The following is a 25,212-nucleotide window of genomic DNA, read 5'->3' on the forward strand; positions in this document are numbered from 1 at the left end:
GTTGTAAGTATTCAATGAAAGAAATGAGCGGTGAAAGGAGCGGGATCGGCTATGGTGGAAGTGAAGATTCCATTTAATCTTACAGGGGGAATCAGGGAGTATCGTCCGGCCGTCTGGCCAGGGCTTGCTCTGCAATGGAAGGATAAGCATCTGCTGCTGGAGCTGCCAGCAGAAGCCGATGGTTTATCGAGCGCGTTCTACGGCGGAGGAATGAACCGGCTGCAGCGGGCCGTCAATTTATATGTTGATCGCAATTACGAATGTAGTGATCCTGTCCAGGATATGGAGAATAAGCTGCACGATTGGGGTTATCCTTTATCCGGCTGTGCCGGTCTGATGACGGCTGTGCCGCTAGAGCATGCAGCGGTAGCTGAAGAGGACACGGGTTCAGCGGGGATTTTTGTTTGCGTTACAGCCGCCGCAGGAAATGCTGCGCGCGCAGGTGTGGAACGCAATGTATTGGCTGTGTATCGGGCGGGTACGATTAACATCATGCTCTGCATGGATGGCCGCCTGACACCGGCGGCCATGGTCAATGCTGTGCAGACAGCTGTCGAAGCCAAAGCTGCTGCGCTGGCAGATCTCGGGATTACCGATCCCGAGAATGGCCTGATCGCAACCGGCACAACTACGGATGCTATTGTGCTCGCTGTGAGCCAAAGCGGGCGATACAGCGCCGAGCATGTATATGCCGGAACAGCGACCGATCTTGGAGGCGCTATCGGCCGGCTTGTATATAGCGCTGTGACGGGCAGCCTGCTGTCGGTGCAGGCAAGGAAGGACAGCTAATGAGAATGGATAGCTGGAGATGTGGAAGTTCGTTCAGAGGTGATCGCTTGTGACAATCGCTTTGGTGTTGCTTGCGGCTTATGTGATTGACCGGATCGTAGGTGATCCTCGTAACCTGCCTCATCCCGTAATTGGTATGGGCAAAGCAATCACGGCTCTGGAGCGGGCGATCCGTCGTTTATGGTCCCGCCCGCAAAGCCTGCGCAGAGCAGGGGTGTTACTTCCGCTATGTGTGGCGGGCGGTGCTTGGGCACTGACAGCCATCCTGCTATGGCTGCTGTCATCTATCTCACCGTGGCTCGTCTGGATAGCCGAGGCTTGGTTGATTTCAACCACGATTGCCTCCAAGGGACTAAAGGATGCAGGAATAGCGGTGTACGTGGAATTGCAGAAGGGCGATATCCCTGCTGCCCGCAAGGCGTTGGGGATGATCGTGGGACGTGATACTATTTCTCTAGACGCCCCGGAAATTGTCCGTGGAACGGTGGAGACCGTAGCAGAAAACATTGTAGATGCGATTATTTCTCCGCTTTTCTACGCGCTGATTGGCGGTGCGCCGCTTGCTATGGCTTATCGGGCGGTCAATACACTCGATTCAATGGTCGGTTATAAGAATGATAAATACCGTGATCTCGGCTGGGCATCTGCCCGGCTCGATGATGTTGCTAACTTTATCCCGGCACGAATTACGGCATTGCTTTTGGCGCTATGTGCAGGGATGCTTCGTCTGGATTGGCTCAGATGCCTGCAAATGGTGAAGCGGGATGCACATCTACATCCAAGCCCTAACAGCGGTTATCCAGAATCAGCTGTGGCTGGCGCACTAGGCATCCGACTCGGAGGCGAAAATGTGTATCATGGCGTCGCTTCTTTTCGGGCTTATATGGGTGATCCGGTACGTACGATGGAACCGGATGATATCATCCAGACCTCGCGGATGATGATGCTCTGCTCTTCAATATTTGTAGGTCTATGTGCGGTTGCGGCATGGATATGGATTGGAGGCTGAGCGCCGGTATGGCAATTCCCTCTATAGAGCTTGAGCTGGTGCTTATCCGACACGGGCAGACGAAATGGAATGTTGAGCATCGTTACCTGGGACATACGGATCTTCCATTGCTTCCTGACGCAAGTGAGCGGCTGTCCCAACTTCAGCAGCAGATCTGCATGCAGGCTGAGTTATCAGGTGGTTTTTGGCGTGTGTTCTGTAGCGATTTGCTAAGATGTCGGGAGACCTTGGCTTTCGTAGTACCTTCACGAGAGCAGGACGCTGTTTACGATCAGCGGCTTCGTGAAATGAACTTCGGAGCTTGGGAAGGCTATACCTATGAGCAGCTGAAAGATAACTCTCTATATAGACGTTGGATTGATGATCCTTCAAAGGTTATACCGCCAGAAGGAGAATCATGGACAGAATTCGATGCACGGTTGCGTAGTTTCCTGTTGGATCTAGGTCAAGCTGCTATGGCTGCATTTGGATGCTGTGCTATCAAGGAGAAAAAAAGTGAGGTTACATCGAATAGAGTATTGGTAGTGACGCATGGGGGTGTAATCAGGAATTTACTTGCACAGTTAGTTCCTGACCTCACATTCTACAGTGCAGTGGCTCCTTCTCCAGGGAATGTAATGGTACTAAAAATACTCTGGCAGCGTGGACAATGGTCAGCTGATAAAGCTGATATTGTGGAAAAAGGATGATTACATGAAAAAGGGTTCCACATCATTAGGAAAACCTAATAGGTGGAGCCCTTTATGTTTGAACTATCGTTCGCAGTCAGCTGAATAACGTGGTTAATTAGAGGTTAGGTAACCATTCCTTATAGGTATCTGCACGTGATTGTAATTCATTATACAGCATGCTGGCATGGTAACCGTCGCACACGGCATGGTGGAATTGCCCCGAGATGGGTAATAGTATTTTTTTGTCTTGCTGAAAATATTTCCCTATCGTAAAGATGGGAAGTAGGTAGGTTCCTTCGTTATACACGTTCAAGTTAAAGCTCGTGAAGCTGACCCACGGAATGCTAGAGATAGGGAAGGTGTTCGGTGGTTCGTTTGCTTTAGCGATAAATTGTTTCACGCTTCCGTACATTTTCATATCATCGAGATAACGGTTATAGAAATCATTAAACTGTTCACCGTACGAAGTCCAGATGCTTGAGAAAGTTTTATCATCAGCATGGAAAATTGTAAAACTAGGTGACAAGCTATCCCAATAACCTATTCTACCTTCAGAATCAAAACATGTGCGGAATTCACTATGACGGTTCACCACCGTAGTTATCATGTGGATTAGTGCTGGGTACAGCTTAATTCCCATATGCTTAAGCTCTGACAGTAGAAGGGTGATATCAATATTTACGGTCATGCTATAGGTGCATCTGACATTGTTTAAATAATGTTCAAAATAGGGTCTTCTACTCCAGTTATCAATGACAATCGGGTTAAAACTCATTTATTATGACCTCCTAAAATTATTTCGTTTTTCATTTTAGGAGGTCTGCTGGACTGATTTCACCATATCCTTATCACAATCCCTTGAGAAAGTATTTTGTAACGATGAGTATACCATCAATTGGAAGGGAGATGCATTTATAATGCTGAGCGAAAAGTTGGTTATTGAAAAATTGCTTCAGCAAAAGCGTACGAGTGTTGTTTCCATCGTAGTGATGATGTGCGGTGTAGCGGGGTCGGGTAAAACAACCTTTGCTAAAAAGCTGGAGAAAGAGGGATTCGCCAGACTTTCGATAGATGAAGATATTTGGGCCACGCACGGCCGTTTCGGGGTGGATTATTCAGAGCAGAATTATGAGTCCTATAAGGAAGAGTCGGAGATAAAGCTGCGGGGGGAGCTTGTGAATCTGCTTCAGGAAAAACACCATGTTGTCATCGATTTCAGCTTCTGGCAACGTCAGAGACGGAACGATTACAAGCAACTCATTGAGAGTTATGGTGGCGTGTGGGAACTGATTCACTTAAAGGTTCAGCCAGATGAATTGCGTCAGAGACTGCTTATCCGGAGTGAACGTTTTGACGCCAATGCCGCATTTCCGATTACTGAGGAGATACTAACCCGGTTTTTAAATGGTTTTGAGATTCCTGCTGGAGAAGGGGAGCTTGTGATCGAAGCATAGAGTTGTAACTTGATTTTTTGGGCATTTGTCCTCTCATAGAACCACAGCCGGATTAAAATCCCATGGCTGTGGTTCTTTTTTTAAGCGAGTGATTGTGCCATGATAGTCATGGGGGCGATTGAGAGATGTTTAAGGATTTTAAGCTCATAGCCGGACGGCCGGTGTATATACAAATTAAAGACTATATGAAGCACTTAATCATAAAAGGCGGTCTGCAAGGCAATCAAAAGCTGCCCTCCACACGAGAGCTCAGCACATTGCTTAAGGTTAGCCGCAACTCCGTAATCTCTGCTTATGCAGGGCTTGAGGATGATGGCTTTGCTTATGCCGTGCAAGGGCAAGGAAGTTATGTTGCAGCTACGCCGCCCGGCAGTGAAACGATCTCTTCCTGGACGATGGACTGGAAGTCACGTCTCAATGATCACGCGGTGCTGGCAGAGGAACTGGATATCATGAAGCGCGGGATCCGAGCGGAGAAGGGGACGATCTCCTTCACCAGCATAGCGCCTGATGAGAGTCTTTTTGATCTGGATAATGTGAAGAGATCCTTTATGGATCGGATGTCGGTAGAAGGCAACGTTCTGCTAAATTACGGCTATGCCAAAGGGTATAAGCCTTTAATAGACTATTTGAAGCAGTATATGGAGCACAAGGGCGTTGAAATGAGGGGCAAGGATATATTGATCACCAATGGTTTTACTGAGGGATTCGATATTGTATTATCTGCTCTGAGTAAAAAAAATGGTTCGGTCATTTGTGAGAATCCGACGCATCATACAGCGATCAAAAATTTGAAGCTGAACGGTTTTGAGATCACCGGGATTTCGATGGAGCGTGATGGGATTGATTTGGCGGAGCTGGAGAAAGCATTGCAAGAGCAAGCTTTTGACTGTGCATACTTCGTCCCTTCTTATCATAATCCAACCGGAATTGTAATGTCTCCAGAGAAAAGACAGCGGCTAATGAAGCTGATGAATTGCTACCAAGTCCCGGTGATTGAGGATGGTTTTAACGAGGAATTACGATATTCGGGCTCACATGTGGCTCCACTTATCGCAGCAGCAGGCAGCGGCAACAGCGTGATTTATCTCGGCAGCTTCTCCAAGGTATTATTTCCGGGACTACGTGTAGGTTGGGTGCTGGCGGATCAGGAGTTGATCAATTCCCTCGAAAGCGTCAAGCGTGCACGTACCATTCACACCTCGACGCTGGATCAATCCATTTTGTATCAGTATTTATTGGGTGGTCATTTAGAGAAGTATTTGAAAAAAGCCAGAGCGGAATACAAACGAAAGTATGAATTAACCCTGCAATGCTGCAAGGATTTTATTCCTTATACGGCGCTGTCAGGGGACGGTGGCCTGCATCTTTTTGTAACCTTCGCGGAGGGCTTTAATACAAGGACGCTGTTGGCGGCCTGTCATGAGCAAGGGGTTATTTTTACAGCAGGAGATATATTCTTTACAGACGGTAAGGGTCAAAATACGATACGGATCGGTTTCTCCAGAGTGACGGATGAGGATATCCGCAAGGGGATTGAGATTATTGGCAGAACTGCTCGACAACTAATGGGATAAAGAGGTGCTTGAGATGAAGGTAGGCGTAATTATGGGCGGGGTATCCTCAGAGTATGAGGTATCCATGAATAGCGGTAGAGAAATAATGAAGAATCTAGACCCCAATAAATATGAAATTATTCCAATTGTGATCACCAAGCGTGAGGAGCTTATTGAGCAGGCAAAAGGGATCGATATCGCACTGCTTGCACTTCATGGAGCTTACGGCGAGGATGGTACGGTTCAGGGAATGCTGGAGACGATGGGGATTCCGTATACGGGCAGCGGGGTTTTGTCTAGCAGCATTTGCATGGATAAAGATCTCTCCAAAAAGCTTATGCGCTGCGCAGGCGTCAATACAGCAGATTGGCTATGCTGGGACAGCATAAAGGATTATTCGGCTGAAGAGGTGGAACGGCTCGGATATCCTGTTATGGTGAAGCCATGTTCAGGCGGCTCGAGTATCGGAATGGAAAAAGTGAGCAGCAGCGAGGAGCTGTTGTGCGCAGTGCAGAAGGCTTTTGCCTGTGATCAGTCGATTTTGATTGAAAGCTACATTCAAGGCCAAGAAATTACCTGTTCTATTCTAAACGGAGAGCTGCTGCCTATTCTGGGAATTACCTCAGCAAATGCCGAGTGGTTCGATTACAGTGCTAAGTATGAAGAAGGCGGGGCAGATGAACGGGTCATTGAATTGCCTACTGAGGTGCATGAGCGGGTACGCGAGGCTGCCTTGAGCTGTTACAAAGCACTAAAATGTAGCGTGTATGCACGGGTTGATATGCTGCTTAAAGAGGGGATTCCTTATGTGCTGGAGGTGAATACGTTACCAGGCATGACGAAGGCCAGTCTTTTACCCAAAAGCGCGCAAGCGGCAGGCTACACCTTCAGCGGACTGCTGGACGAAATCATCTCCCTTTCCCTAACGGAAAAGAGTGCAAAAGAAGAGGTGTACAGCCATGCATAATGAATGGATTGCTCCACGTGTGCGGGAGATTGCACCCTCGGGGATTCGGGCTTTTTTTGACCTAAGTGCGGGGAATCAGGATATTATATCGCTGGGTGTAGGGGAACCAGATTTCGTTACACCGGAGCATGTAAGAGCTGCCTGTATTCGTGCCTTGAACAATGGGGAAACGATGTATACACCAAATTCCGGTTTACTGGAGCTTAGAGAGGAGATCGCTTCTTATCTGCACACAAGTTTCAAGCTTCGTTATGAGCCAAACGATGAGATTATGGTTACGGTGGGAAGCAGCGAGGCTGTGGACTTGGCATTACGAGCTTTCATTACACCCGGGGATGAGATTATCGTCCCTTCTCCGAGCTATATCGCATATTCGCCGATTACCCATTTGAACGGGGGGGTTACGGTGGAGGTAGAATCATCGGCCGAGCAGGGGTTTAAGCTTACTGCTGAAGCGTTGCGGAAGGTGATTACCCCGCGTTCCAAGCTTCTTATGGTAAATTTTCCGACTAATCCTACAGGTGCAGTAATGACTTATGAAGACTGGCTGCCGATTGCACAGATTGTAAAAGAGAATAACCTACTGGTCATTTCAGATGAAATTTATGCCGAGCTTACGTATGACAGTCAGCATGTCAGCATCGCCTCTCTTCCCGGGATGCTGGAAAGGACGATTGTGATTAGCGGCTTCTCCAAAGCTTTTGCAATGACTGGCTGGAGAGTGGGTTATGCTTGTGGCAATCGAGAATTAATTGCTGCGATGCTAAAAATCCATCAATACACTGCGATGTGTGCCCCCGTGCTCGGTCAAATTGCTGCGATTGAATCATTGCGCAACGGAATGCAGCATAAGGAACATATGAAGCAATGCTTCGATGAGCGGAGAAAGCTGCTGGTTAGTGGATTTCGATCCATAGGACTACCTTGCCATGAACCTGCGGGTGCGTTTTATGCCTTTCCTTCCATCGCTCATACCGGAATGAAATCAGAAGACTTCGCTTTGCAGCTGCTCAGGGAGGTCGGTGTCGCTGCGGTTCCGGGTCATGTTTTTGGAGCAGGCGGAGAGGGTTATATTCGCTGCTCTTATGCCGCTTCCTTACAAAAATTGACGGAGGCGCTGGAGAGAATCGAAGATTTTATGAAAGTGAAGTTGTAATTCTAGAAGTCCCCCTCTATCATAGATGGGGGCTTTTCTGCGAATATGAGATAGAATAGGTTATACGGATACATTTAATAGGAGGTCGTAATTATATGCTTTCAGATATTCAAGACGTAATTAAACAAATCATTCCGGCTGATGATCAGTCCATCCTCAAGGCGGAGCATCGGCTGAACATTCTGACCAAACCTCCGGGCAGTTTGGGACAATTGGAACCTCTGGCTGTTAAGCTCGCTGGAATTTCGGGTACGGAGCAGCCTAGTTTCACCAAACGAACAGTTGTTGTGATGGCTGCTGATCATGGGGTGTGCTGCGAAGGGGTTAGCGCATTTCCACAGGAAGTCACGCTACAGATGGCCCATAACTTTCTCAGCGGTGGAGCGGCTGTGAATGTATTGGCACGTCAAGCTGGGGCAGAGGTACAGTTTGTTGATGTCGGCATAAACGGCGATCTTAGTCATGTCGATCTGATTGATCGTAAAGTGCGCCGGGGAACGGATAATATGGCTGTGGGACCTGCGATGAGTCGTGAGGATGCCATGAATGCTCTTCTTGTTGGGATAAGCGTTGCGCAGGAAGCGGTTAAGAACGGAACGGAGATTTTTATAACAGGCGAAATGGGCATTGGAAATACTACGGCTAGTGCTGCCATTCTATGTGCTCTCAAAGGAATAGCCCCTGAAGTAGCTGTGGGACGAGGAACGGGAATTGATGATGAACGTTTACTACATAAAATTGCAGTGGTGGAACGCGCCTTAAAGGTAAATCAGCCGAATTCAGCAGATCCGTTGGATGTATTATCTAAAGTTGGCGGACTGGAAATCGCTGGCTTGGCGGGACTGATTCTTGGTGCGGCTGCTAATCGGACACCTATCATTTTGGATGGTTTTATTTCGGGGGCGGCAGCGCTTGTGGCAAAAGCCCTTGCACCTGAATCCATCGCTTATATGATAGCCTCTCATGTATCAGGAGAACGGGGTCATAAGCTAATGCTGGAGCAGCTTGGACTTGAACCGCTGCTTAACCTAGGTCTACGATTGGGTGAAGGAACAGGGGGCGTATTATGCCTTCATTTAATCGAGGCGATCTGCCGCATTTTGAGCGAAATGGCAACCTTTGAAAGTGCAGGCATCTCTGGAGCTGGTCAACGATGAGCATTCTTGTAACGGGAGGCGCACGTAGCGGGAAAAGTGGTTTTGCAGAAAAACTGATACAGTCACTGGCAGATCAGGCCTTCTATGTAGCAACCGGACAGGCCTTTGACGACGAAATGAAGGAACGGATTGCTCTGCATCAGCATCAACGAATGGAAAGTGGTTACGCTTGGGAGACGCTTGAGGAACCGTATGATTTACCAGATCTGCTAAAGCGATTATCGGGTGAAAAAGCGGTGCTCGTAGATTGTTTGACCTTATGGTTATCCAATGCATTATTGGCCGTGGAGGGTTTTGAAAATAGACAAGAGCTTGTTGAGAGTGAAATAACAAGACTTGAAGACAGTGTGCGTTCTTTTCAAGGGACGCTTATTCTGGTCACTAATGAGGTTGGCGACGGGATTGTTCCAGAGTATGCGCTTGGCCGATTGTATCGTGATCTGGCGGGACGAATGAACGCCCTGATCGCTCGGCAATGCGAACAGGTCTTTCTAGTAACTGTTGGAATTCCGATTGAGCTGAAGAGCAGGGAGTATCGTTTATGAGGGAGCGTAGGGATGCGGCCGTAGCTGCTTTTCAGTTCTTATCCCGATTTCCTGTAAAAGGTGATCCGGGATTCTCTCCTGAACTGTTGCGCCGGAGTGTAATCTTCTATCCCATGGTAGGCGCAGCAATTGGGCTGTGTGTAGCTGCTGGAGCAGCCCTGACGGGATTGCTTTTACCTGCTTGGCCAGCAGCTGTGCTCACTCTGATTCTGTGGGTAGGCCTCACTGGCGGGTTGCATCTTGATGGCTGGATGGACAGCGCAGATGGTCTGCTCAGCTATCGGCCACGGGAGCGTGCCCTGGAGATTATGAAGGACAGCCGTGTGGGTGCGATGGGCGTACTCGCCTGCGTGCTGCTCCTGCTGTTTAAAGCTTCTTTGCTGGCAGCTCTAATCGAAGGCTACGCCTACTACGAGCTGCCGCTGCTCTTGGTACCAGCGGTCTGGAGCCGCTGGTATATGGTGCGGGCAATGGTGCGTTATCCCATTGCCCGTGGAGACGAGGGGCTGGCCGCGAACTTCGCCGGCCTAGCTTCCTCGCATGAGCGGCGCGCGCTGGCCGTCGCCGCGCTGCTCTCGCTGGCCGCCGCCGCTGCGCCACTGGCGCTCGGCGCTGGCTTAGCCGCGTGGCCGCTGCATCTGGCGGCAGCTCTGCTGCTGCCGGTCGCGGCCTTGGCCTGCGGCACCGCAGCTGCGCGGCGGATCAGCAGCCGGCTCGGCGGGCTCACCGGCGACGTGTACGGCGCGCTGAACGAGCTGCTGGAGGTTGTGCTGCTGCTAGTGTTATTGCTGCTCCAGCACAATTTAATGTGAGCTCCACGGGGGGAACCTTGAGTAGTTTGCTGTAGGTGGTACTACGGATGAGCCTTGAGTAGTTTGCAGTAGGTAGCACTATGGGCGAACATTGAGTAGTTTGCAGTAGCTCCGCAGATGAACCTTGAGCTGGTTTGCTGTAGGTAGCTCCACGGTGAACCTTGAGTACAATTTGTTGTGAGTAACCTTTTCGTTTTTATGAGATAGATAGGGAAGAGGGATGACATGTTATTTGCCATTCTGCTGTTTATAATTGCTGGGCTTGCTGAGATCGGTGGCGGATATTTAGTATGGTTATGGTTGAGAGAATCACGGCCACTTTGGTACGGTTTAGTGGGGTCCTTGATTCTGATAGCATATGGGATTATCCCTACGTTGCAGAAATTCCCTTCCTTCGGCAGAGTGTATGCGGCTTACGGCGGGGTGTTTATCGTACTCGCGGTCTTATGGGGATGGCTTGTAGACAAGAAGACACCAGACGTATACGACTGGGTCGGAGCTGTTATTTGTGTGATCGGTGTTTCGGTCATCCTCTGGGCACCGCGGCACTAGGTTGAGTGAGGGTTACTTAGCCATAAAAGCTGAAAAACACTGAGTATCCCAGTTTTTACTAAGTGAGTAACTTGACTCCGGACTCAGGAGGCCTTATTTGCGATAAAAGGGTTATTTTGGAGCTTTTTCGGACACCAGAGGCGCTATTTGAACAAAATAGGCTGAGTCTGGGTTGATTATGAGGCAATAGCGTCTCTCGAGTCCGAAAAAGCCTCCAAATGGCGGTTTTTCGAGTAATAGCGGCATCTGAGTCCGCAAGCCAGCAGCAAATGGTGTGTTGAGTCTAAGTGAGAGCTTCGCGCAAGCTAGCGCATGTAGCCGATTCTATTGCAGTAGGTAGCATCCACGGAGGGACTTGGAGTAATTTACTGTAGGTAGCATCGACGGATGAACTTTGAGTAATTTGCAGTAGGTAGCGCCACGGATGAACTTTGAGTAATTTGCAGTAGGTAGCGCCACGGAGGCACTTTGAGTAATTTGCAGTAGGTAGCGCCACGGAGGCACTTTGAGTAATTTGCAGTAGGTAGCGCCACGGAGGAACTTTGAGTAATTTGCAGTAGGTAGCATCGACGGATGAACTTTGAGTAATTTGCAGTAGGTAGCGCCACGGAGGCACTTTGAGTAATTTGCTGTAAGTAACTTGGCTCCGGACTCAGGAGACTTTATTTGCGAAAAAAAGGGTTATTTTGGAGCGTTTTCGGACACCAGAGGCGCTATTTGAGCGAAATAGGCTGAGTCTGGGTTGATTATGAGGCAATAGCGTCTCTCGAGTCCGAAAAAGCCTCCAAATGGCGGTTTTTCGAGTAATAGCGGCATCTGAGTCCGCAAGCCAGCAGCACATGACGCGCCGAGTCTAAATGAGAGTATCGCGCAAGCCAGCAGCGCATGACGCGCCGAGTCTAAATGAGAGTATCGCGCAAGCCAGCAGCGCATGACGCGCCGAGCTAAACGAGAGTATCGCGCAAGCCAGCAGCACATGACGCCCGAGTCTAAGCGAGACCTCCGCAAGCGCTAGCGAGCCATCGTAAACTAAAAACCCCTGTTCAACACTTTCGTGTGAACGGGGGTTTTTGGTTTACAAGCGTTAAATCTTAAATTGCTGCACAGCTTCTTGGAGTTTCTTGGCTTGCTCGTACAGATGTTTAACGGTTTCTGCATGGCCTTCCAGTTCGACGCGCTGCCGCTCTGAGTTAGCAGCGAGTGTGTCCGCACTTTCTTGCGATCTGGATGTAATTTGTGCAGTTTCTTCGACGGAAGCGCTGACTTCTTCTGTACTTGCCGAGATTTGCTGTGTAGCCGCAGATACGGATTGGATGCTGTGATTGATGCTTTGGATAAGAATCAGGAGGTGATTAAAGGCATCACCTGCTTCTGCTACTTTGCCGACTCCAGAGGCAACCTCAGAATTCACATGGTTCATCTCGGTAACGGAGCGGCTCATATCTTCCTGAAGTCCAAGTAGGAAGTCACGGATCTGTTCGTTTGCGTTGCGTGATTGTTCGGACAGCTTGCGTACTTCTCCAGCAACAACAGCAAAGCCGCGTCCATGCTCTCCTGCGCGTGCAGCTTCAATTGAAGCATTCAGCGACAGCATTTGGATTTGTTTCGTAATTTCAGTAATGCTGTGAACGACTTCTCCGATCATTACTGAACGCTCATTCATGATTTGTAACTGATCCAGTGACTGTAGGGAAGCACGTTCAACCTGGCGCATTTGCAGCACAGCGCTTTGAGCAATTTCATTACCGCCACTTGCTTCAGCGGAAGCCTCACTGATTTGCTCCGTGACTTCATTCGCTGCTGAGGCAATACTTTGAATGCCTAAATTGATTTCTTCCATTGCTCTCGAGTTATCTGATGCACTGCTAGCGATAGTCGTACTACCTTTGCCGATTTCTACTACCGATGAGCTGGAGTGTTCTGCCATATCATTGAGAACCTCAACACGTTCTTTTAAAGAGTTGGAATCTGCAACGACAGTATTAGAGGTTACCAGTACATGTCCGATCATTTCTTTCAGGCGTTGGGTCATCGCTTGGAAGCTTACGGACAACTGTGCAACTTCGTCATTTCCTTTAATTGATAATTCTTCGGTGAAATCTCCCTCTGCGAGCCGGGCACTATAAGCTGCCAGTTTTGAGATTGGACGTGTTATACGCACACTCATAAACCATGCACCAGTTAGGCCGATGATCAACGTCAGAAGTGTGATGCCGGCACTTGTCCATAGAATGCTGTCTGTTTTTTCTTGAATGAAGCTTACGTCACTGCTTACACCGATGATCATCGTACTTCCGGGAATACCGATATAAGCTGTTTTATGTATACCATGCGCGTCGCTATATGTATCGCTTAGTCCAGTTTTTCCTTTAGAGGCTTGTTGCATTGCAGAGGATACGGTGACACTTTCTGCCCGTTGCAATTTTGCATCGTGATCTGCGGATAGAATCTCAGCTTCTTTCCCTTTCAGATTGACCAGAAAAATGGTTTCCACTCCATGTTGTTTCCTCTTTTCCTGAAAATAGAACTCGAGATTGGTGGCAGACTGATCGTTCTTATTTAGAGTTTGCTGGGCGTGCATTACGTTGAGATTCTTATATACGTCCTGAGCAGCGGCAGTAAGGATTTTGTTAATCTGCGGCATAACATAGCTGTTGAAGATACTGATAGAGATAAAATAGAAGCTGGTGCTTAACAAAAGAGACGTGAGCAACAGAACAACAAATAATAAACGCGTAAATTTGCGACTGATCGAATGCTTGATACGAAACATATCGTTCTCTCCTTTTTTTATGGACGGTGAGGTCATTTCTTTTTTGGTCTTCACTAGATACTCCATGCCAACTGCTGGAAATTGGCGACCCGAGATATATTCCATAGTTATGTCATATTTCTACTAAATGGATCGGGAATAAGGTGTTTGATACTATTCTATAGAATTAACCTCTGGATGAATAGTGAAAGTTTTGTCCTATAGAGCATTTTTTTCTGAAAAAAATGAATTATTGCTGACTATTTTAGATAATTGTCGAAAAAAAAGAACTGGAACTACCAATTTCATATAAAAATATTATTTTTATGGATTGTTTAGCGCTATTGTGATAGAGTATTAATGTTTTGTTCCGAAAATTTAATATTGTAAGCCGCGGTTCGTAACCATCCCGCGTAAACAAAACTAGGAGGAATTTCAGTAATATGTTTAATTTGCTGTGGGGAGTTTTATTTGTTATTGTCAATTTTGCTTTTTTTCTGCTCTGTTACCGCCTGTTCGGGAAAAGTGGAATGTATGCCTGGGTAGGTATTGCTACTGTAATTGCTAACATTCAGGTAGCTAAGACGATTGCTATGCCATTTGATATTGTGATGACACTCGGAAATACGATGTATGTCACTTTATATATGACCAGCGATTTACTTAATGAGAAGTACGGAAGAGCGGAAGCGCGTAAAGCGGTCTGGTTTGGTTTCTTCACCTTGCTTATGACTACAGTCATTATGCAGATGGTACTAGTATTTAAGCCGCAGGAGACCGATATCGCTCAGTCTTCTTTGGAGACGATTTTTGGGCTGATGCCTCGACTAGCTTTGGGTAGTCTTACTGCTTACTTCATTAGTCAGTTCCTAGATGTTCGGTTGTACTCTTGGATTCGTAAATATTACAGCACCTCAAGTCAGCTGTGGATTCGTTCCAACGGCAGTACGATGATTAGCTCCTTTGTGGATACACTTATCTTCTGCACCATTGCGTTTGCGGGCTTGTATGACTGGAATGTATGGCTTGAAATTTTGCTTACAACTTATCTAGCGAAGTTCTTACTAACCGCAGTAAGCACACCTATCTTATATATCGCCCGAACCTTTACTTTTGCTGAAGAGGGTACACCATCATCTGTTCAAAAGAAGGACTAAACAACAATACAGCCAGCGCGTACCGATCATAATCGATACGTGCTGGCTATTTTTTTAGTTGTAGGATGGACTTAATAGTTACATGAAAATGTGTACATAAAAATAATATAAAGCTAAAATAAGCTATCGTAGCAATTCTAGCGGATTAGTTTAACAGGAGCGCCTGCGATGGCGCTTATCACATATCCTTTGGTCTGGGCTGGACTTGCGGGGCAGTCCGATTGAAGAGAATGTATATAATCGGTAGTCACAGAAATTACGAACAGGTGTGATCAAGGATGAATCTAGTAGTGCCTATACTGCGTCATGCAGCACAGCAGCCCGACAGCATTGCCTTAACCCATGACCAAGCAAGTCATACCTATGCCACATTAGTAGAAACGATGCGGAGAATCGCGAATGGCTTACAGCAAAAGGGTCTGAGGCATGACAAAATCGCGATTTTATCTACGAATCGTATTGAATTTGTTGAGGTTTTTTTGGGGGCGATTTATGCGGGCTGTGTTCCCATTCCCTTAGATCCCAAATGGAGTGCTAATGAACTGCAGGTTATTATAGAACAGTGCCAGCCGACAATGATTTTTGCCGAGCCGGAAACCGCAAAGAATCTGGTCTTCAAGGATCAAGCGATCCCAACACTGGCCTTCTCAAATGAACGAACAGGTTCCTATGATCAGTGGCTGGCTGCCCTGAAGCCGGAGGCTGAGTTGGATGAGACGAATGAATTATTATTTATTGGCTTTACTTCAGGCACAACCGGGTTGCCCAAAGGTTATATGCGTACCCATTTATCATGGTTAAAAAGCTTTGAGGTCTCGAATATAGCTTTTGAATTGGAAGCTATGAAGGATGTTTTGGCACCAGGTCCATTTGTGCATTCCCTATCTTTATTCGCCGTTATGCAGAGTCTATATGGTGGAGCAACTTTTCATATCACACAAAAATTTAGTGCCACGCAGGTGTTAGAGCTGTGCCGGCAAATTCCGGGTGTGGTGCTGTTCGTCGTACCAACAATGATCGAATCCATGATGCAGCAGGCTGTACCTGGGCAGATACAGATTGATGCGATTATTAGCTCAGGTGCAAAGTGGTCGGAGTTGTCCAAGAAAAGGGGCATGGAAGTGTTTGGTGGAGCGCGCCTATATGAATCCTACGGTTCTTCAGAAGCGAGTTATATTAGTTATTTGGATGTTCTGACCGAGCATAATCCGACCTCTGTAGGCAAACCTTATCCCGGGGTGCAAATTTCCATTCGTGATGAACAGTTCCGGGAAGTCCCTACTGGGGAGATTGGGCAGCTATATGTGCGTAGTGATATGATATTTTCAGGCTACCATCAATTACCGAATGAGACAGCAGCAGCTTTTAGAGAGGGATGGCTTATTTTAGAAGACTATGTTTATCAGGACGAAGCTGGTTATTTATATATGGCGGGACGTTTGAAGAATAAAATCATATCCGGAGGGCTGAACGTTTATCCAGAAGAAATAGAGAGGGTGCTGGAGTTTCTTCCGGAAATAGATGAAGTGATGGTGCTTGGCGTGCCTGACGATTACTGGGGAGAACAGCTGATAGCCCTCGTGAAGTGGAGCGGAGAGCAGCACTTATCTGTCGACGAAATTAAGAATTATTGCCGCCAGTATTTAGCGAGCTACAAAGCGCCGAAGCAGCTGCTAACCCTGGATGAATTTATCTATACAAGCAGCGGCAAAATTGCCCGGCAAGCGATGAAAGACTATGTGAAAAGAGCGATGGTATGATAGAAGCAGTAATTGTCATGGCAAAACGTACACCGATTGGCAGAATGGGTGGCTTATTAAGTACACTTGAGCCGGAAGCATTACTGGCGCCGCTTATTCAGCATATTGTAGCCGAAACGAACTTGCCTAAAGAACTGATCGATGATGTCATTATTGGGAATGTTGTGGGCCCAGGAGGTAATATTGCCCGGGTAGCTGCGCTTGAAGCGGGGCTGCCTGTTTCGGTTCCGGGCGTCACCGTGGATCGTCAGTGCGGATCTGGGCTAGAGGCAATTAATATAGCAGCAAGACTGATTCAAAGCGGCGCTGGTGAGATTTATTTAGCGGGTGGTGTCGAAAGTACGAGCCGTGCTCCATGGAAAATGGCTAAACCACAGACCTTAATGGGGGTTCCGCAGCTATATACCCGTGCACATTTTACGCCTAGCTCTTACGGTGATCCGGATATGGGAATTGCTGCAGAGAATGTAGCAAGGAAATACGGGATTTCTCGAGAAGAGCAGGATCAATATGCCTTAAAAAGCCATCAAAAGGCGGTTTATGCTCAGCAAAGTGACCGGTTTCAGCAGGAGATAGTACCTCTTCAGGTAGAGGGGCAGTGGGTGAGCACCGACGAATGTCCTCGGGCAAATACGAGTCTGGACAAGCTGCAAAAGCTGCCGCCAATTTTTGAAGAAAAGGGTACCGTCACTGCTGGAAATGCCTGTCCTATTAATGATGGCGCAGCGCTTCTATTAATGATGTCTCGGGAGAAATGCCAGCAGCTTAAGCTGAAGCCTATTTTACGGGTCGTGGATGCGCAAGCTGCGGGTGTAGATCCGAACTATTTAGGGATGGGGCCTGTACCAGCTGTGCAAAAGGTGTTAAAACGCCAAAAGCTTACCGTTGCCGATTTAGATATCGTAGAGTTTAACGAGGCTTTTGCTTCACAAGTATTGGCTTCACTGAATGAGCTTCAAATTCCACAGGAAAAGGTCAATCTTGGCGGGGGTGCTTTAGCAATAGGCCATCCATACGGAGCTTCCGGGGCTATTTTAATGACTCGGTTATGTGCTGAAATGCAACATGCTCCTTACCAACGAGGGCTTGCTACTCTGGGAATCGGCGGCGGGATAGGTCTGGCAACACTCGTGGAGGTTATAGAATGAACAGTGTCCGACATCAGATCCATATGACGGCTGACTGGATTTCGGACTACGCACAGAGTATTGAAGCACCCGTGCAGACGATAAATGGAAAGCTGATCGCTCCTGCGACGATGCCTATTATTTTCTGGCAAGACTTCGATATTCCATGGTTAATCATCGGTGAACCCTTGCTTCACGGCACTCAGAAATTTTCATATCAGGCTCCGATTACGGCGGGGATGATTTTGGATTGTGAATTAGCGTTAACGGGTGAGGTGCAAAAAGAAGGCAGACAGGGTAAACTGACTTTTTACACACATACGCTGGTTTGTAGGTGTGAGGGTGAGCTTATAGTCACCGCAGAAACGGTGTTAATTCGGGTAGGTGATGATCATGATAAAAAAGTGCATAACAGCTGAAGCTATCCGGCAATATGCAGCTGCTTCCCAAGATTTGGCGCCTATACATTTAGATGTAGATGCCGCAGTCAAGGCTGGTTTGGAGCGACCCATCGCACATGGGATGTATCTTATGGGATTAGCCCAATCCTTGTACATTGCTGAGCACCCTACACAGTGGATCACTCAATATGATATGAAATTTCATAAGCCTATAGAGGTCGATAGTGTCGTGATTTTTGATTTTGCAGCTGACGACTGCTTTGTGAAAGTGATCCTTACAACAGAAGCTGGCGATGTTATTGCCGCGGGAGCTTTTGCAGTGAAAGAGGTGTAGTGATGAATAAAGTGGCCTTAATTACTGGAGCAACAAGAGGGATCGGACGTAGTATCGCCATGCAGCTTGGTAAGTCAGGTTATCTAGTGGTTGTAAATGGTACGAAACAAGTCTTAATCAATGAGGTTGTGCGCGAGATCCGCCAGGCAGGCGGAGAGGCGCTAGGGTACGCTGCTAATGTAGCCGATCCAGTCGCAGTCACTGCCATGGTAGATGAGGTCATTGCCCGATACGGTCGTATTGAGGTATTGATAGCTAACGCGGGAATTGTGCAGGATCAGAAATGTCAGCGGATGACGGATGAACAGTGGAGGGCTGTTCTGGATGTGCATTTGAATGGCACCTTTTACAGCATTCAACGAGTATTACCGCATATGCGTGAAACAGGTGGGGATATCCTGTTGATGAGCTCTGCTGCTGGACTAGCAGGTTCCGTGGGTCAGGTGAATTACAGTGCAGCTAAGGCTGGAATACTCGGCATGATGTGGACGCTCGCAGCAGAGCTGAAACGTGACCAGATTAGGGTCAATGCGATTTCTCCAGCGGCGTTAACGGATATGACCAGACCTATAATTGACCATCTGAGGGAAAAACATGCCAGTCGGAATGAACCTTTGCCTGACTTTTGGAGAATAGGTGACCCGGAGGCTATTGCTTCCTTCGTGACTGCATTATTGAATGAGTCCGACGCGGATTTAACCGGTGAAATCTTTGCTGTGAATGGATCAAAAGTGACAAAATGGGAGAAGCCTGCACCTGCATTTTCCGAGAATAGCATTGAGGCATTTTTTGCTGCTTGGCACCGTCAAAAGGGGACTGAATAAATGCTTACCTTCGATCAAGTTTGTTTTTATTATAAAAAAGGACAACCTCTCCTGGAGGATATTAGCTTTACGATAGACGCAGGGGAGTTTGTGGCGATAGTCGGGGCGAATGGTTCTGGCAAATCCACTATTGCAAAGCTCATGGACGGACTGCTGCTGCCGCGAAAAGGGACTGTACAATTTAAGAGCTTGGACACAGCAAAACCAACGGATCTTGCGGAGATTCATCAGCAAATTGGTTTTGTTTTTCAGAATCCAGAGGATCAATTTATCACCACAACCGTTATGGATGAGGTGCTTTTTGGTTTGGAGAATATCCGTGTGCCGAGGGAGGAAATGCGCAGCCGATTGGATTATGCCTTACAGGCCGTTCATATGGAGGATTATCTGGAGGCTATGCCACATCAGCTATCTGGAGGTCAAAAGCAACGTGTCGCTATCGCAGCTATATTGGCGATGCGCCCGCAAGTCATTATTTTTGACGAGGCTACCTCAATGCTTGATCCTCAGGGAAGACAGCAGGTTCATTCCATCATGCAAGAGCTGCATCGTCACGGCCTGACCCTTATTCATATCACCCACCATATGGAGGAAGTGCTTGCAGCAGAACGCGTATTGCTCCTGCACCAAGGACGACTTGAGTTTGACGGCGATCCACTGACTTTTTTTGAAACCATGCCTGTTGCGGACTATCAATTACATCTGCCCTTCGCAGTGCGTGTACATACATTGCTCCATTCAGCAGCACCGCTAACAGCCGATTGGAAGGGGATAATTCGATCACAATGGTCTACCAATTAAAAAATCTAAGTGTGAACTATGCCGATCATGTGGCTTTGCGCAATATAAACTGCACTATTCCTGAAGGCAAATGGATTTCTATTATCGGTCCAACGGGTGCAGGAAAGTCTACCTTTGTCAAAGTGCTGAAGGGCTTGATTCCCACCGTAAAAGGAGACTATTGGATTAATCAGCAGCCTGCGAGCAGAGATGCTAAAGGGCGCTTAAAGGTTGTCACCGAGTTGGGTTTCGTTTTTCAATATCCGGAGCATCAGCTATTCGAAACAACGGTGCATAAGGAGCTTGCTTTTGCTCTGAATCAGCAGGGTGCTTCACGTCAGCAAATTACAGAGGCGATTAAAATGATCTTGCCGCAAGTGGGGTTGTCAGACGGAATACTCCCCTTAAATCCATTCCAGCTAAGCGGTGGTGAAAAGCGCCGTGTAGCTATTGCCTCTGTACTGATGACAAATCCGAAGCTGCTGATACTGGATGAACCGACAGCGGGTCTCGATCCAGCTAGCCAAGTGTCTTTGCTGAGGCTATTAAAAGAATGGCAGCAACAAGATAATCACACCATCCTCTTCGTTTCGCATCAGATGGATGATGTTGCCGAATACTCAGATGAGGTCATGGTTTTTCATGAAGGTCAGTTAAAAGGGCATCATGATACCAGAACAATGTTTCTGGAAAAGGAAAAATTATTGCTGGAACTTGGACTATCCTTGCCTGAACCCGTACAGCTCTTGAAGCTAGTGGAGGAATTATCTGATCAGAAGATTGAAGTTGCCAGCTGTAAAGAGCAGGATATCTTCGAAGCGATTTTGCCGATTTGGCATTCGAGGGGGTAAGGGCATGGCTGATTCCGTATTAGTCGGTCAATATGTGGAGACACATTCGATTTTTCATCGTTTAGACCCACGTACAAAGCTTGTAAGTATCGTGATGCTGATGCTTAGCTTTATGATGCTTGGTACGGGGCTTAGTTATGTTATTGCAACCTTTTTTGTATTGGGAATGTTATTACTGTCTAAAGTTCCTGTGCATTTTTTTTGGCGAGGGCTGCGGCCGGTATTATTTATTTTATTGTTTACTTTAGTTTACAATGCCCTGTTCACCAAAGGGACGATTCTCTGGTCATGGTTTTTTATCGAGGTGACTGAAGAGGGACTGCGAATAGGATTACGTTTTGTATGGCGGATTATATTGCTCATCTTGTTAGCCTCAGTTCTAACCTTAACTACTAAGCCGCTGGACTTAGCTTATGGTCTGGAAAAGCTGCTTGCCCCTCTATCCAAATTTGGGGTACCCGTAGAACAGTTCTCTTTAATGATAGTGATTGCGATCCGTTTTATCCCTACTATCAAGGAGGAGCTTGATCGTATTCTTCTCGCACAAAAGGCTAGAGGTTATGATCTTACAGTATTATCACTGCCTAAACGGATATATGCGTACATTCCGATCATTATTCCTCTGCTCTTCACAACGATTCAACGTGCTGAACAGCTGAGCTATGCAATTGATGCGCGTGCTTATGGGAATGGTAAAGGGAGGACTTCTTTTAAAAGACTGCAATTTCAGCAAATAGATTATCTGGCAGGGGGAGCTGCCCTTTTAATTGCCGTGATTCTGCTTTGCTTAAAGATAGGAAAGGTGTAGATGAAGATGAAATGGAACACCCGTATTACGGAGTTATTGCACATAGAATATCCTATTATTCAAGGAGGACTTGCTTATTTAGGTTATGCAGACCTCGCGGCTGCGGTTTCAAATATCGGTGGACTGGGTCAGGTCACAGCAATGAGTCTTCCGGATGCGGAGGCCTTACGTGCAGAAATACGTCGGGTACGAACACTAACGGACAAGCCATTTGGGGTTAATTTTGCTATCGGCATGCATGGGATTGGTTATGAAGATCGGGTGCAGGTCGCCATCGACGAGCAGGTTCCCGTGGTGAGCCTCACTGGAGGGAATCCAGCCCCTATCCTGGAAATGTTACAGCCCACCGATATTAAAACACTCGTGCTCGTCTCCTCACGCAGACAAGCCCAAAAAGCTGAACAATTAGGGGCTTCTGCGGTTATTGTTGTTGGGCATGAGGGAGGGGGCCACTTAGGGCGTGACGATGTTGGAACCATGGTGCTCGTTCCGCAAGTGGTTGATGCGGTTAATATTCCTGTGATTGCTTCCGGAGGGATCGGAGATGGCCGTGGATGGATGGCTGCTCATGCACTTGGGGCTGAAGGAATTGAAATGGGCACTCGTTTCGTTGCTACAGTGGAATGTGTGCATGCAGCCGCTTCTTATAAAAAAGCTTTAGTAGAAAGCGCAGAGTCGGATACGGTTGTAATCAAACGTTCTATTGGAGCACCCGCACGAGTGTTACGTAGTGACTACATTGATCAAATTCTTGAAATCGAGCGCGTGACACCGACCTATGAAGCATTAAAAGAATATATCAGTGGTGCAGCCAACAAGCGCTGGATCTATGATGATATCAAAGAAGAGGGCATCGGCTGGGCAGGTCAAGTGACAGGAATGATCCAAGATATTCCTACAGTCGCGGAGCTGATCGGCAGGATGGTGAAAGAGGCTAAGTTGGTTCGCGGGATGTGGGGAACACAGGTTTGAATTTAAAAAAACACAGAGCGGCGATTCTCTCATTATTGGAGGAATCGCTGCTCTGTGTTTTTGGCTGTGGCTTGTAATTCTTTTCTACAAATGAAGAATAGTCAGTTCCTTAGGGAAGCTTGTTAAGGTCTCTGCACCTTCAGCTGTAATAATCAGATCATCTTCGATACGCACACCCGCTAGTCCAGGTACATAAATCCCTGGCTCAACGGTGAACACATTGCCGATCTCGATAATGTCATCGTTCTGTCCGTGAAGTGATGGATATTCATGAACATCCATGCCCAGTCCGTGTCCGACACGGTGTAAGAAATATTCTCCGAATCCAGCTTCTTCAATTACATCACGTGCAGCTTTGTCGACTGAGCCGAAAGGTGCTCCAGGATTGGAGGCAGCGATCCCAGCTTCGTTGGCAGCCAGCACAGTGTTATAGATAGTGACTAGCTTGTCGTCCACGGATTCAATAGCAAAGGTACGTGTAATATCAGAAGCATAACCATCGGCATACACCCCGATATCAAACATCAGGAAGTCGCCGGGTTGAATGACCCGGTTGCCCGGAACACCGTGAGGCAAGGCAGTTTTCGGACCAGAAAGCACCATAGTATCGAAGGAAGGACCGGAAGCGCCAACCTTTTTCATTAGATATTCTAGCTCTGCCACTAGATCGTTTTCTGTAACGCCTGTTTTTACGTGGGTAAGAACGCGGCGCAAGGCTTCTTCAACTAGCTCAGCGGCATGTTTCATGCGCTTAACTTCATCCGGGGTCTTTTTGGAGCGCATGCTGCGCAGCAATGGACCAATATCACTAAACCGTTCAGCTGGAACAGCAGCGGCTAGGTGCTCAAAACGGGCTACTGAGAAATGTTCCTTTTCTATGCCAAGAGTACCTAGCTTACTGCTGCCGAAACAATCTTTTAGCAGTTTATAGGGATTATCCGTATCAGTGTGAGTTAGGATTTTGGTGACCGAAGAAGCCGCTTGAGCTGCTTCTGCATCCAATGCAGGCAGAATGAGCATAGGCTCTTCTCCGCGTATCAGCAGCAGACCCAGAAAACGTTCATGCGGATCGCTGGCGAAGCCGGTTAAGTAGTAGACATGCTTGGGATCTGTTACGAGCAGGGCATCCAGGCCCTCGCCCGCCATTTGCTGCTCTAAGCTTGTCAGAGCATTATTCATAGTTGGTGTTCCCCTTTCAACTTCACGATTAGAACTGCAATATTCCTATTATAGATCAAAAATAGACCAGACGCACCTGACGAACTATAACTATCGTTGGCTAATCATGACATGAAGCTTTTCTTAACCCTACTAGTTGGTGTAACATATCTTTAAATATACTTCTCCTAAGGTTAGGCTGAAGCTTATTCGGGTACGGTTGTTGAGAGAGGAGTGATTCTTGGAATGAGAGGAACAATCGCACTTGTTACCGGAGCGAATTCCGGTATGGGGCTGGCCACAACAGTTGAACTGGCTCGCAAGGGAGCTAAAGTGATTATGGTTTGCCGTAATCGCCAGCGGGGAGAAGAAGCACTTGCTGCCGCCAAACAAAAGAGCCACTCCGAGGATATCGAGCTCATGTTGTGTGATCTGGCTTCACTTGAGAGCATTCGCAGCTTTGCTGATGAATTCACTATGAAATATCCGATGCTAGACATACTTATCAATAACGCCGGGGTAGTCACGATTAAGCGTCAGCTTACGAAGGACGGCTTTGAGATGGATCTTGGCGTAAATCATTTGGGTCATTTTCTACTTACCAATCTGTTACTTGGGTCGCTGCAGGCAGCAGAGCAAGGCCGTATCATTGTGGTTGCCTCCGGTGCTTACAAGATAGGTGCGCTCCATTATGAAGATCCAACCCTCGCTCGCCGTTTTAATCCTGCAAAAGCCTATGCCCGATCCAAGCTAGCCAATATTCTGTTCACGCGGGAGCGGGCTTCGCGCCTTCACGGAACAAGGGTGACGGTGAATTGCCTGCATCCAGGAGCAGTGGGGACGAATATAGGTGTAAACCGGGAGACCGGTTTTGGCAAGTCGGTACTTAAGTTACTCTCTTACTTTTTCTTAACACCTGAACAAGGTGCCGATACAGCGATTTATTTGGCTACAGATCCCGATCTTGGAGAGGTAACCGGTCAATATTATTATCGAAGAAAGATTAAACAACTGTCTCCCAGAGCGCAGAATACAATAGAGGCCGAACGGCTGTGGCAATGGAGCCAGGAGCAGGTCGGCCTGAGTTAACTAACACATTTGGAGGAATTAAGGGATGAATTGGGAGAACAGCAGAATTGAAGATGCAACATCTGCAGACTTAGCAGCTATTGTAGATATTTATAACTCAACGATTGCTGGGAGGATGGTAACTGCAGATCTGGAACCCATTACTGTTGCAGACCGGGAGGAATGGTTTCTTGAGCATAATAGCCATCACCGTCCCTTATGGGTACTGAAGCAAGGAGATGAAATTGCTGCATGGTTCAGTTTTCAATCCTTTTATGGTCGTCCAGCGTATAATGCAACAGCAGAAATCAGTGTATACGTGAATGAAAAGTTCCGTGGTGGTGGTGCTGGCAGAATTCTTCTGACAGAGGCCATTGAGAAAGCCCCTAGTCTCGGAATTAAGAATCTAGTCGGCTTTGTGTTTGGACATAATGATCCAAGCCTTGGTTTACTGAAAAAGTTTGGTTTTGAAGAGTGGGGAATGCTGCCTGGTGTGGCTGAACTTGACGGTATAGAGCGCGATTTAGTCATTGTAGGGCTTAAAATCTAAAG

At 47.3% G+C, this 25,212-nt stretch carries 26 protein-coding genes and 1 riboswitch; of the genes, 23 read left to right on the plus strand and 3 right to left on the minus strand.

Features of this window, described 5'->3' with window-relative positions:
• Positions 1-51 precede the first annotated feature (51 nt).
• The 3 genes from MKZ09_RS06620 to MKZ09_RS06630 are packed head-to-tail and all read left to right on the plus strand — an operon-like array spanning position 52 to position 2,487.
• Entirely contained in the window at positions 52-789 is a 738-nt protein-coding gene (locus MKZ09_RS06620) for an adenosylcobinamide amidohydrolase (protein WP_076206579.1), read from the plus strand.
• A 49-nt stretch (positions 790-838) separates the two neighbouring features.
• Positions 839-1,798, plus strand: coding sequence for an adenosylcobinamide-phosphate synthase CbiB (gene cbiB / locus MKZ09_RS06625; protein ID WP_076137528.1), 960 nt, complete (start codon positions 839-841; stop codon positions 1,796-1,798).
• Positions 1,799-1,806: 8 nt separating this feature from the next.
• Entirely contained in the window at positions 1,807-2,487 is a 681-nt protein-coding gene (locus tag MKZ09_RS06630; RefSeq protein WP_076206581.1) for a histidine phosphatase family protein, read from the plus strand.
• A gap of 97 nt (positions 2,488-2,584) precedes the next feature.
• On the opposite strand, the gene catA is transcribed toward MKZ09_RS06630, so the two are convergent.
• Positions 2,585-3,244, minus strand: a complete 660-nt coding sequence (gene catA, locus MKZ09_RS06635; protein WP_076206584.1) for a type A chloramphenicol O-acetyltransferase — start codon at positions 3,242-3,244, stop codon at positions 2,585-2,587.
• A gap of 142 nt (positions 3,245-3,386) precedes the next feature.
• Between catA and MKZ09_RS06640 the strand changes: the two genes are divergently transcribed.
• The 8 genes from MKZ09_RS06640 to MKZ09_RS06675 all read left to right on the plus strand — a co-directional run bounded on the left by MKZ09_RS06640 (position 3,387) and on the right by MKZ09_RS06675 (position 10,668).
• Complete coding sequence (locus MKZ09_RS06640) at positions 3,387-3,923, plus strand: AAA family ATPase (protein ID WP_076206587.1); 537 nt, start codon at positions 3,387-3,389, stop codon at positions 3,921-3,923.
• 125 nt (positions 3,924-4,048) lie between these two features.
• Positions 4,049-5,500: a MocR-like pyridoxine biosynthesis transcription factor PdxR gene (gene pdxR, locus MKZ09_RS06645; RefSeq protein WP_076137520.1), complete on the plus strand. Its 1,452-nt coding sequence runs from the start codon at positions 4,049-4,051 to the stop codon at positions 5,498-5,500.
• 13 nt (positions 5,501-5,513) lie between these two features.
• Positions 5,514-6,446 carry a D-alanine--D-alanine ligase gene (locus MKZ09_RS06650; RefSeq protein ID WP_076206590.1) on the plus strand — a complete coding sequence of 311 codons (933 nt, stop codon included), beginning with the start codon at positions 5,514-5,516 and terminating at the stop codon, positions 6,444-6,446.
• Positions 6,439-7,602: an aminotransferase class I/II-fold pyridoxal phosphate-dependent enzyme gene (locus tag MKZ09_RS06655; RefSeq protein ID WP_076206592.1), complete on the plus strand. Its 1,164-nt coding sequence runs from the start codon at positions 6,439-6,441 to the stop codon at positions 7,600-7,602. The genes MKZ09_RS06650 and MKZ09_RS06655 overlap by 8 nt, the downstream gene beginning before the upstream one ends.
• Positions 7,603-7,697: 95 nt before the next feature.
• The gene (gene cobT, locus MKZ09_RS06660; protein ID WP_076137514.1) at positions 7,698-8,759 is read left to right on the plus strand and encodes a nicotinate-nucleotide--dimethylbenzimidazole phosphoribosyltransferase; all 1,062 of its coding nucleotides are present in this window, start codon (positions 7,698-7,700) and stop codon (positions 8,757-8,759) included.
• Positions 8,756-9,304, plus strand: coding sequence for a bifunctional adenosylcobinamide kinase/adenosylcobinamide-phosphate guanylyltransferase (cobU, locus tag MKZ09_RS06665; protein ID WP_076137512.1), 549 nt, complete (start codon positions 8,756-8,758; stop codon positions 9,302-9,304). The genes cobT and cobU overlap by 4 nt, the downstream gene beginning before the upstream one ends.
• Positions 9,301-10,116 carry an adenosylcobinamide-GDP ribazoletransferase gene (gene cobS / locus MKZ09_RS06670; RefSeq protein ID WP_076137511.1) on the plus strand — a complete coding sequence of 272 codons (816 nt, stop codon included), beginning with the start codon at positions 9,301-9,303 and terminating at the stop codon, positions 10,114-10,116. Before cobU ends, cobS begins: the two co-directional genes overlap by 4 nt.
• 225 nt (positions 10,117-10,341) lie before the next feature.
• Positions 10,342-10,668 (plus strand): YnfA family protein, encoded by a 327-nt coding sequence (locus tag MKZ09_RS06675; protein ID WP_076128128.1) that lies wholly within the window; start codon positions 10,342-10,344, stop codon positions 10,666-10,668.
• Positions 10,669-11,752: 1,084 nt separating this feature from the next.
• Here MKZ09_RS06675 and MKZ09_RS06680 read toward each other — a convergent pair.
• Complete coding sequence (locus MKZ09_RS06680) at positions 11,753-13,441, minus strand: methyl-accepting chemotaxis protein (RefSeq protein WP_076104820.1); 1,689 nt, start codon at positions 13,439-13,441, stop codon at positions 11,753-11,755.
• A 366-nt stretch (positions 13,442-13,807) separates the two neighbouring features.
• A riboswitch (PreQ1 riboswitch) is annotated at positions 13,808-13,853 on the plus strand.
• Between the two features lie 10 nt (positions 13,854-13,863).
• Between MKZ09_RS06680 and MKZ09_RS06685 the strand changes: the two genes are divergently transcribed.
• The 10 genes from MKZ09_RS06685 (at position 13,864) to MKZ09_RS06730 (ending at position 22,434) form a co-directional block, all read left to right on the plus strand.
• Positions 13,864-14,577: a queuosine precursor transporter gene (locus tag MKZ09_RS06685; protein ID WP_076104819.1), complete on the plus strand. Its 714-nt coding sequence runs from the start codon at positions 13,864-13,866 to the stop codon at positions 14,575-14,577.
• Between the two features lie 278 nt (positions 14,578-14,855).
• The gene (locus tag MKZ09_RS06690; protein ID WP_076206595.1) at positions 14,856-16,337 is read left to right on the plus strand and encodes an AMP-binding protein; all 1,482 of its coding nucleotides are present in this window, start codon (positions 14,856-14,858) and stop codon (positions 16,335-16,337) included.
• Positions 16,334-17,485 carry a thiolase family protein gene (locus MKZ09_RS06695; RefSeq protein WP_076206598.1) on the plus strand — a complete coding sequence of 384 codons (1,152 nt, stop codon included), beginning with the start codon at positions 16,334-16,336 and terminating at the stop codon, positions 17,483-17,485. The genes MKZ09_RS06690 and MKZ09_RS06695 overlap by 4 nt, the downstream gene beginning before the upstream one ends.
• Complete coding sequence (locus tag MKZ09_RS06700) at positions 17,482-17,883, plus strand: FAS1-like dehydratase domain-containing protein (RefSeq protein WP_076206600.1); 402 nt, start codon at positions 17,482-17,484, stop codon at positions 17,881-17,883. The genes MKZ09_RS06695 and MKZ09_RS06700 overlap by 4 nt, the downstream gene beginning before the upstream one ends.
• Positions 17,858-18,199, plus strand: coding sequence for a MaoC family dehydratase (locus MKZ09_RS06705; RefSeq protein ID WP_076206603.1), 342 nt, complete (start codon positions 17,858-17,860; stop codon positions 18,197-18,199). The genes MKZ09_RS06700 and MKZ09_RS06705 overlap by 26 nt, the downstream gene beginning before the upstream one ends.
• 2 nt (positions 18,200-18,201) lie before the next feature.
• Positions 18,202-19,023 (plus strand): SDR family NAD(P)-dependent oxidoreductase, encoded by an 822-nt coding sequence (locus MKZ09_RS06710; protein ID WP_081394327.1) that lies wholly within the window; start codon positions 18,202-18,204, stop codon positions 19,021-19,023.
• Entirely contained in the window at positions 19,024-19,824 is an 801-nt protein-coding gene (locus tag MKZ09_RS06715) for an energy-coupling factor transporter ATPase (RefSeq protein WP_076206607.1), read from the plus strand.
• Positions 19,809-20,654: an ATP-binding cassette domain-containing protein gene (locus tag MKZ09_RS06720; protein ID WP_076206609.1), complete on the plus strand. Its 846-nt coding sequence runs from the start codon at positions 19,809-19,811 to the stop codon at positions 20,652-20,654. Before MKZ09_RS06715 ends, MKZ09_RS06720 begins: the two co-directional genes overlap by 16 nt.
• Positions 20,655-20,658: 4 nt before the next feature.
• On the plus strand, positions 20,659-21,462 hold the full coding sequence (locus tag MKZ09_RS06725; protein WP_076137499.1) for an energy-coupling factor transporter transmembrane component T family protein: 804 nt from the start codon (positions 20,659-20,661) through the stop codon (positions 21,460-21,462).
• A 6-nt stretch (positions 21,463-21,468) separates the two neighbouring features.
• Positions 21,469-22,434, plus strand: a complete 966-nt coding sequence (locus MKZ09_RS06730) for an NAD(P)H-dependent flavin oxidoreductase (protein WP_076137626.1) — start codon at positions 21,469-21,471, stop codon at positions 22,432-22,434.
• 84 nt (positions 22,435-22,518) lie between these two features.
• Here MKZ09_RS06730 and MKZ09_RS06735 read toward each other — a convergent pair whose 3' ends face one another.
• Positions 22,519-23,613 (minus strand): M24 family metallopeptidase, encoded by a 1,095-nt coding sequence (locus MKZ09_RS06735; protein WP_076206611.1) that lies wholly within the window; start codon positions 23,611-23,613, stop codon positions 22,519-22,521.
• Positions 23,614-23,838: 225 nt separating this feature from the next.
• Between MKZ09_RS06735 and MKZ09_RS06740 the strand changes: the two genes are divergently transcribed.
• Together MKZ09_RS06740 and MKZ09_RS06745 are read left to right on the plus strand one after the other, a co-directional pair.
• Positions 23,839-24,681 (plus strand): SDR family oxidoreductase, encoded by an 843-nt coding sequence (locus tag MKZ09_RS06740; protein WP_076206613.1) that lies wholly within the window; start codon positions 23,839-23,841, stop codon positions 24,679-24,681.
• A gap of 25 nt (positions 24,682-24,706) precedes the next feature.
• A complete protein-coding gene (locus tag MKZ09_RS06745) occupies positions 24,707-25,210 on the plus strand; it encodes a GNAT family N-acetyltransferase (RefSeq protein WP_076137495.1) in 504 nt (167 codons plus the stop codon).
• Positions 25,211-25,212: the final 2 nt, after the last annotated feature.

Source organism: Paenibacillus sp. FSL R5-0908, assembly GCF_038006245.1.
Classification (GTDB): domain Bacteria; phylum Bacillota; class Bacilli; order Paenibacillales; family Paenibacillaceae; genus Paenibacillus_AQ; species Paenibacillus_AQ odorifer.

Coding starts and splice junctions, on each gene's coding strand:
- MKZ09_RS06695 (WP_076206598.1), top strand. CDS start 16,334: ATGATAGAAGCAGTAATTGTCATGGCAAAACGTACACCGATTGGCAGA.
- MKZ09_RS06680 (WP_076104820.1), bottom strand. CDS start 13,441: ATGTTTCGTATCAAGCATTCGATCAGTCGCAAATTTACGCGTTTATTA.
- MKZ09_RS06630 (WP_076206581.1), top strand. CDS start 1,807: ATGGCAATTCCCTCTATAGAGCTTGAGCTGGTGCTTATCCGACACGGG.
- MKZ09_RS06640 (WP_076206587.1), top strand. CDS start 3,387: ATGCTGAGCGAAAAGTTGGTTATTGAAAAATTGCTTCAGCAAAAGCGT.
- MKZ09_RS06715 (WP_076206607.1), top strand. CDS start 19,024: ATGCTTACCTTCGATCAAGTTTGTTTTTATTATAAAAAAGGACAACCT.
- MKZ09_RS06700 (WP_076206600.1), top strand. CDS start 17,482: ATGAACAGTGTCCGACATCAGATCCATATGACGGCTGACTGGATTTCG.
- MKZ09_RS06655 (WP_076206592.1), top strand. CDS start 6,439: ATGCATAATGAATGGATTGCTCCACGTGTGCGGGAGATTGCACCCTCG.
- MKZ09_RS06685 (WP_076104819.1), top strand. CDS start 13,864: ATGTTTAATTTGCTGTGGGGAGTTTTATTTGTTATTGTCAATTTTGCT.
- MKZ09_RS06650 (WP_076206590.1), top strand. CDS start 5,514: ATGAAGGTAGGCGTAATTATGGGCGGGGTATCCTCAGAGTATGAGGTA.
- cobU (WP_076137512.1), top strand. CDS start 8,756: ATGAGCATTCTTGTAACGGGAGGCGCACGTAGCGGGAAAAGTGGTTTT.
- MKZ09_RS06705 (WP_076206603.1), top strand. CDS start 17,858: ATGATAAAAAAGTGCATAACAGCTGAAGCTATCCGGCAATATGCAGCT.
- MKZ09_RS06690 (WP_076206595.1), top strand. CDS start 14,856: ATGAATCTAGTAGTGCCTATACTGCGTCATGCAGCACAGCAGCCCGAC.
- catA (WP_076206584.1), bottom strand. CDS start 3,244: ATGAGTTTTAACCCGATTGTCATTGATAACTGGAGTAGAAGACCCTAT.
- MKZ09_RS06735 (WP_076206611.1), bottom strand. CDS start 23,613: ATGAATAATGCTCTGACAAGCTTAGAGCAGCAAATGGCGGGCGAGGGC.
- cobS (WP_076137511.1), top strand. CDS start 9,301: ATGAGGGAGCGTAGGGATGCGGCCGTAGCTGCTTTTCAGTTCTTATCC.
- MKZ09_RS06620 (WP_076206579.1), top strand. CDS start 52: ATGGTGGAAGTGAAGATTCCATTTAATCTTACAGGGGGAATCAGGGAG.
- pdxR (WP_076137520.1), top strand. CDS start 4,049: ATGTTTAAGGATTTTAAGCTCATAGCCGGACGGCCGGTGTATATACAA.
- MKZ09_RS06720 (WP_076206609.1), top strand. CDS start 19,809: ATGGTCTACCAATTAAAAAATCTAAGTGTGAACTATGCCGATCATGTG.
- MKZ09_RS06710 (WP_081394327.1), top strand. CDS start 18,202: ATGAATAAAGTGGCCTTAATTACTGGAGCAACAAGAGGGATCGGACGT.
- cobT (WP_076137514.1), top strand. CDS start 7,698: ATGCTTTCAGATATTCAAGACGTAATTAAACAAATCATTCCGGCTGAT.
- MKZ09_RS06745 (WP_076137495.1), top strand. CDS start 24,707: ATGAATTGGGAGAACAGCAGAATTGAAGATGCAACATCTGCAGACTTA.
- MKZ09_RS06730 (WP_076137626.1), top strand. CDS start 21,469: ATGAAATGGAACACCCGTATTACGGAGTTATTGCACATAGAATATCCT.
- MKZ09_RS06740 (WP_076206613.1), top strand. CDS start 23,839: ATGAGAGGAACAATCGCACTTGTTACCGGAGCGAATTCCGGTATGGGG.
- MKZ09_RS06675 (WP_076128128.1), top strand. CDS start 10,342: ATGTTATTTGCCATTCTGCTGTTTATAATTGCTGGGCTTGCTGAGATC.
- MKZ09_RS06725 (WP_076137499.1), top strand. CDS start 20,659: ATGGCTGATTCCGTATTAGTCGGTCAATATGTGGAGACACATTCGATT.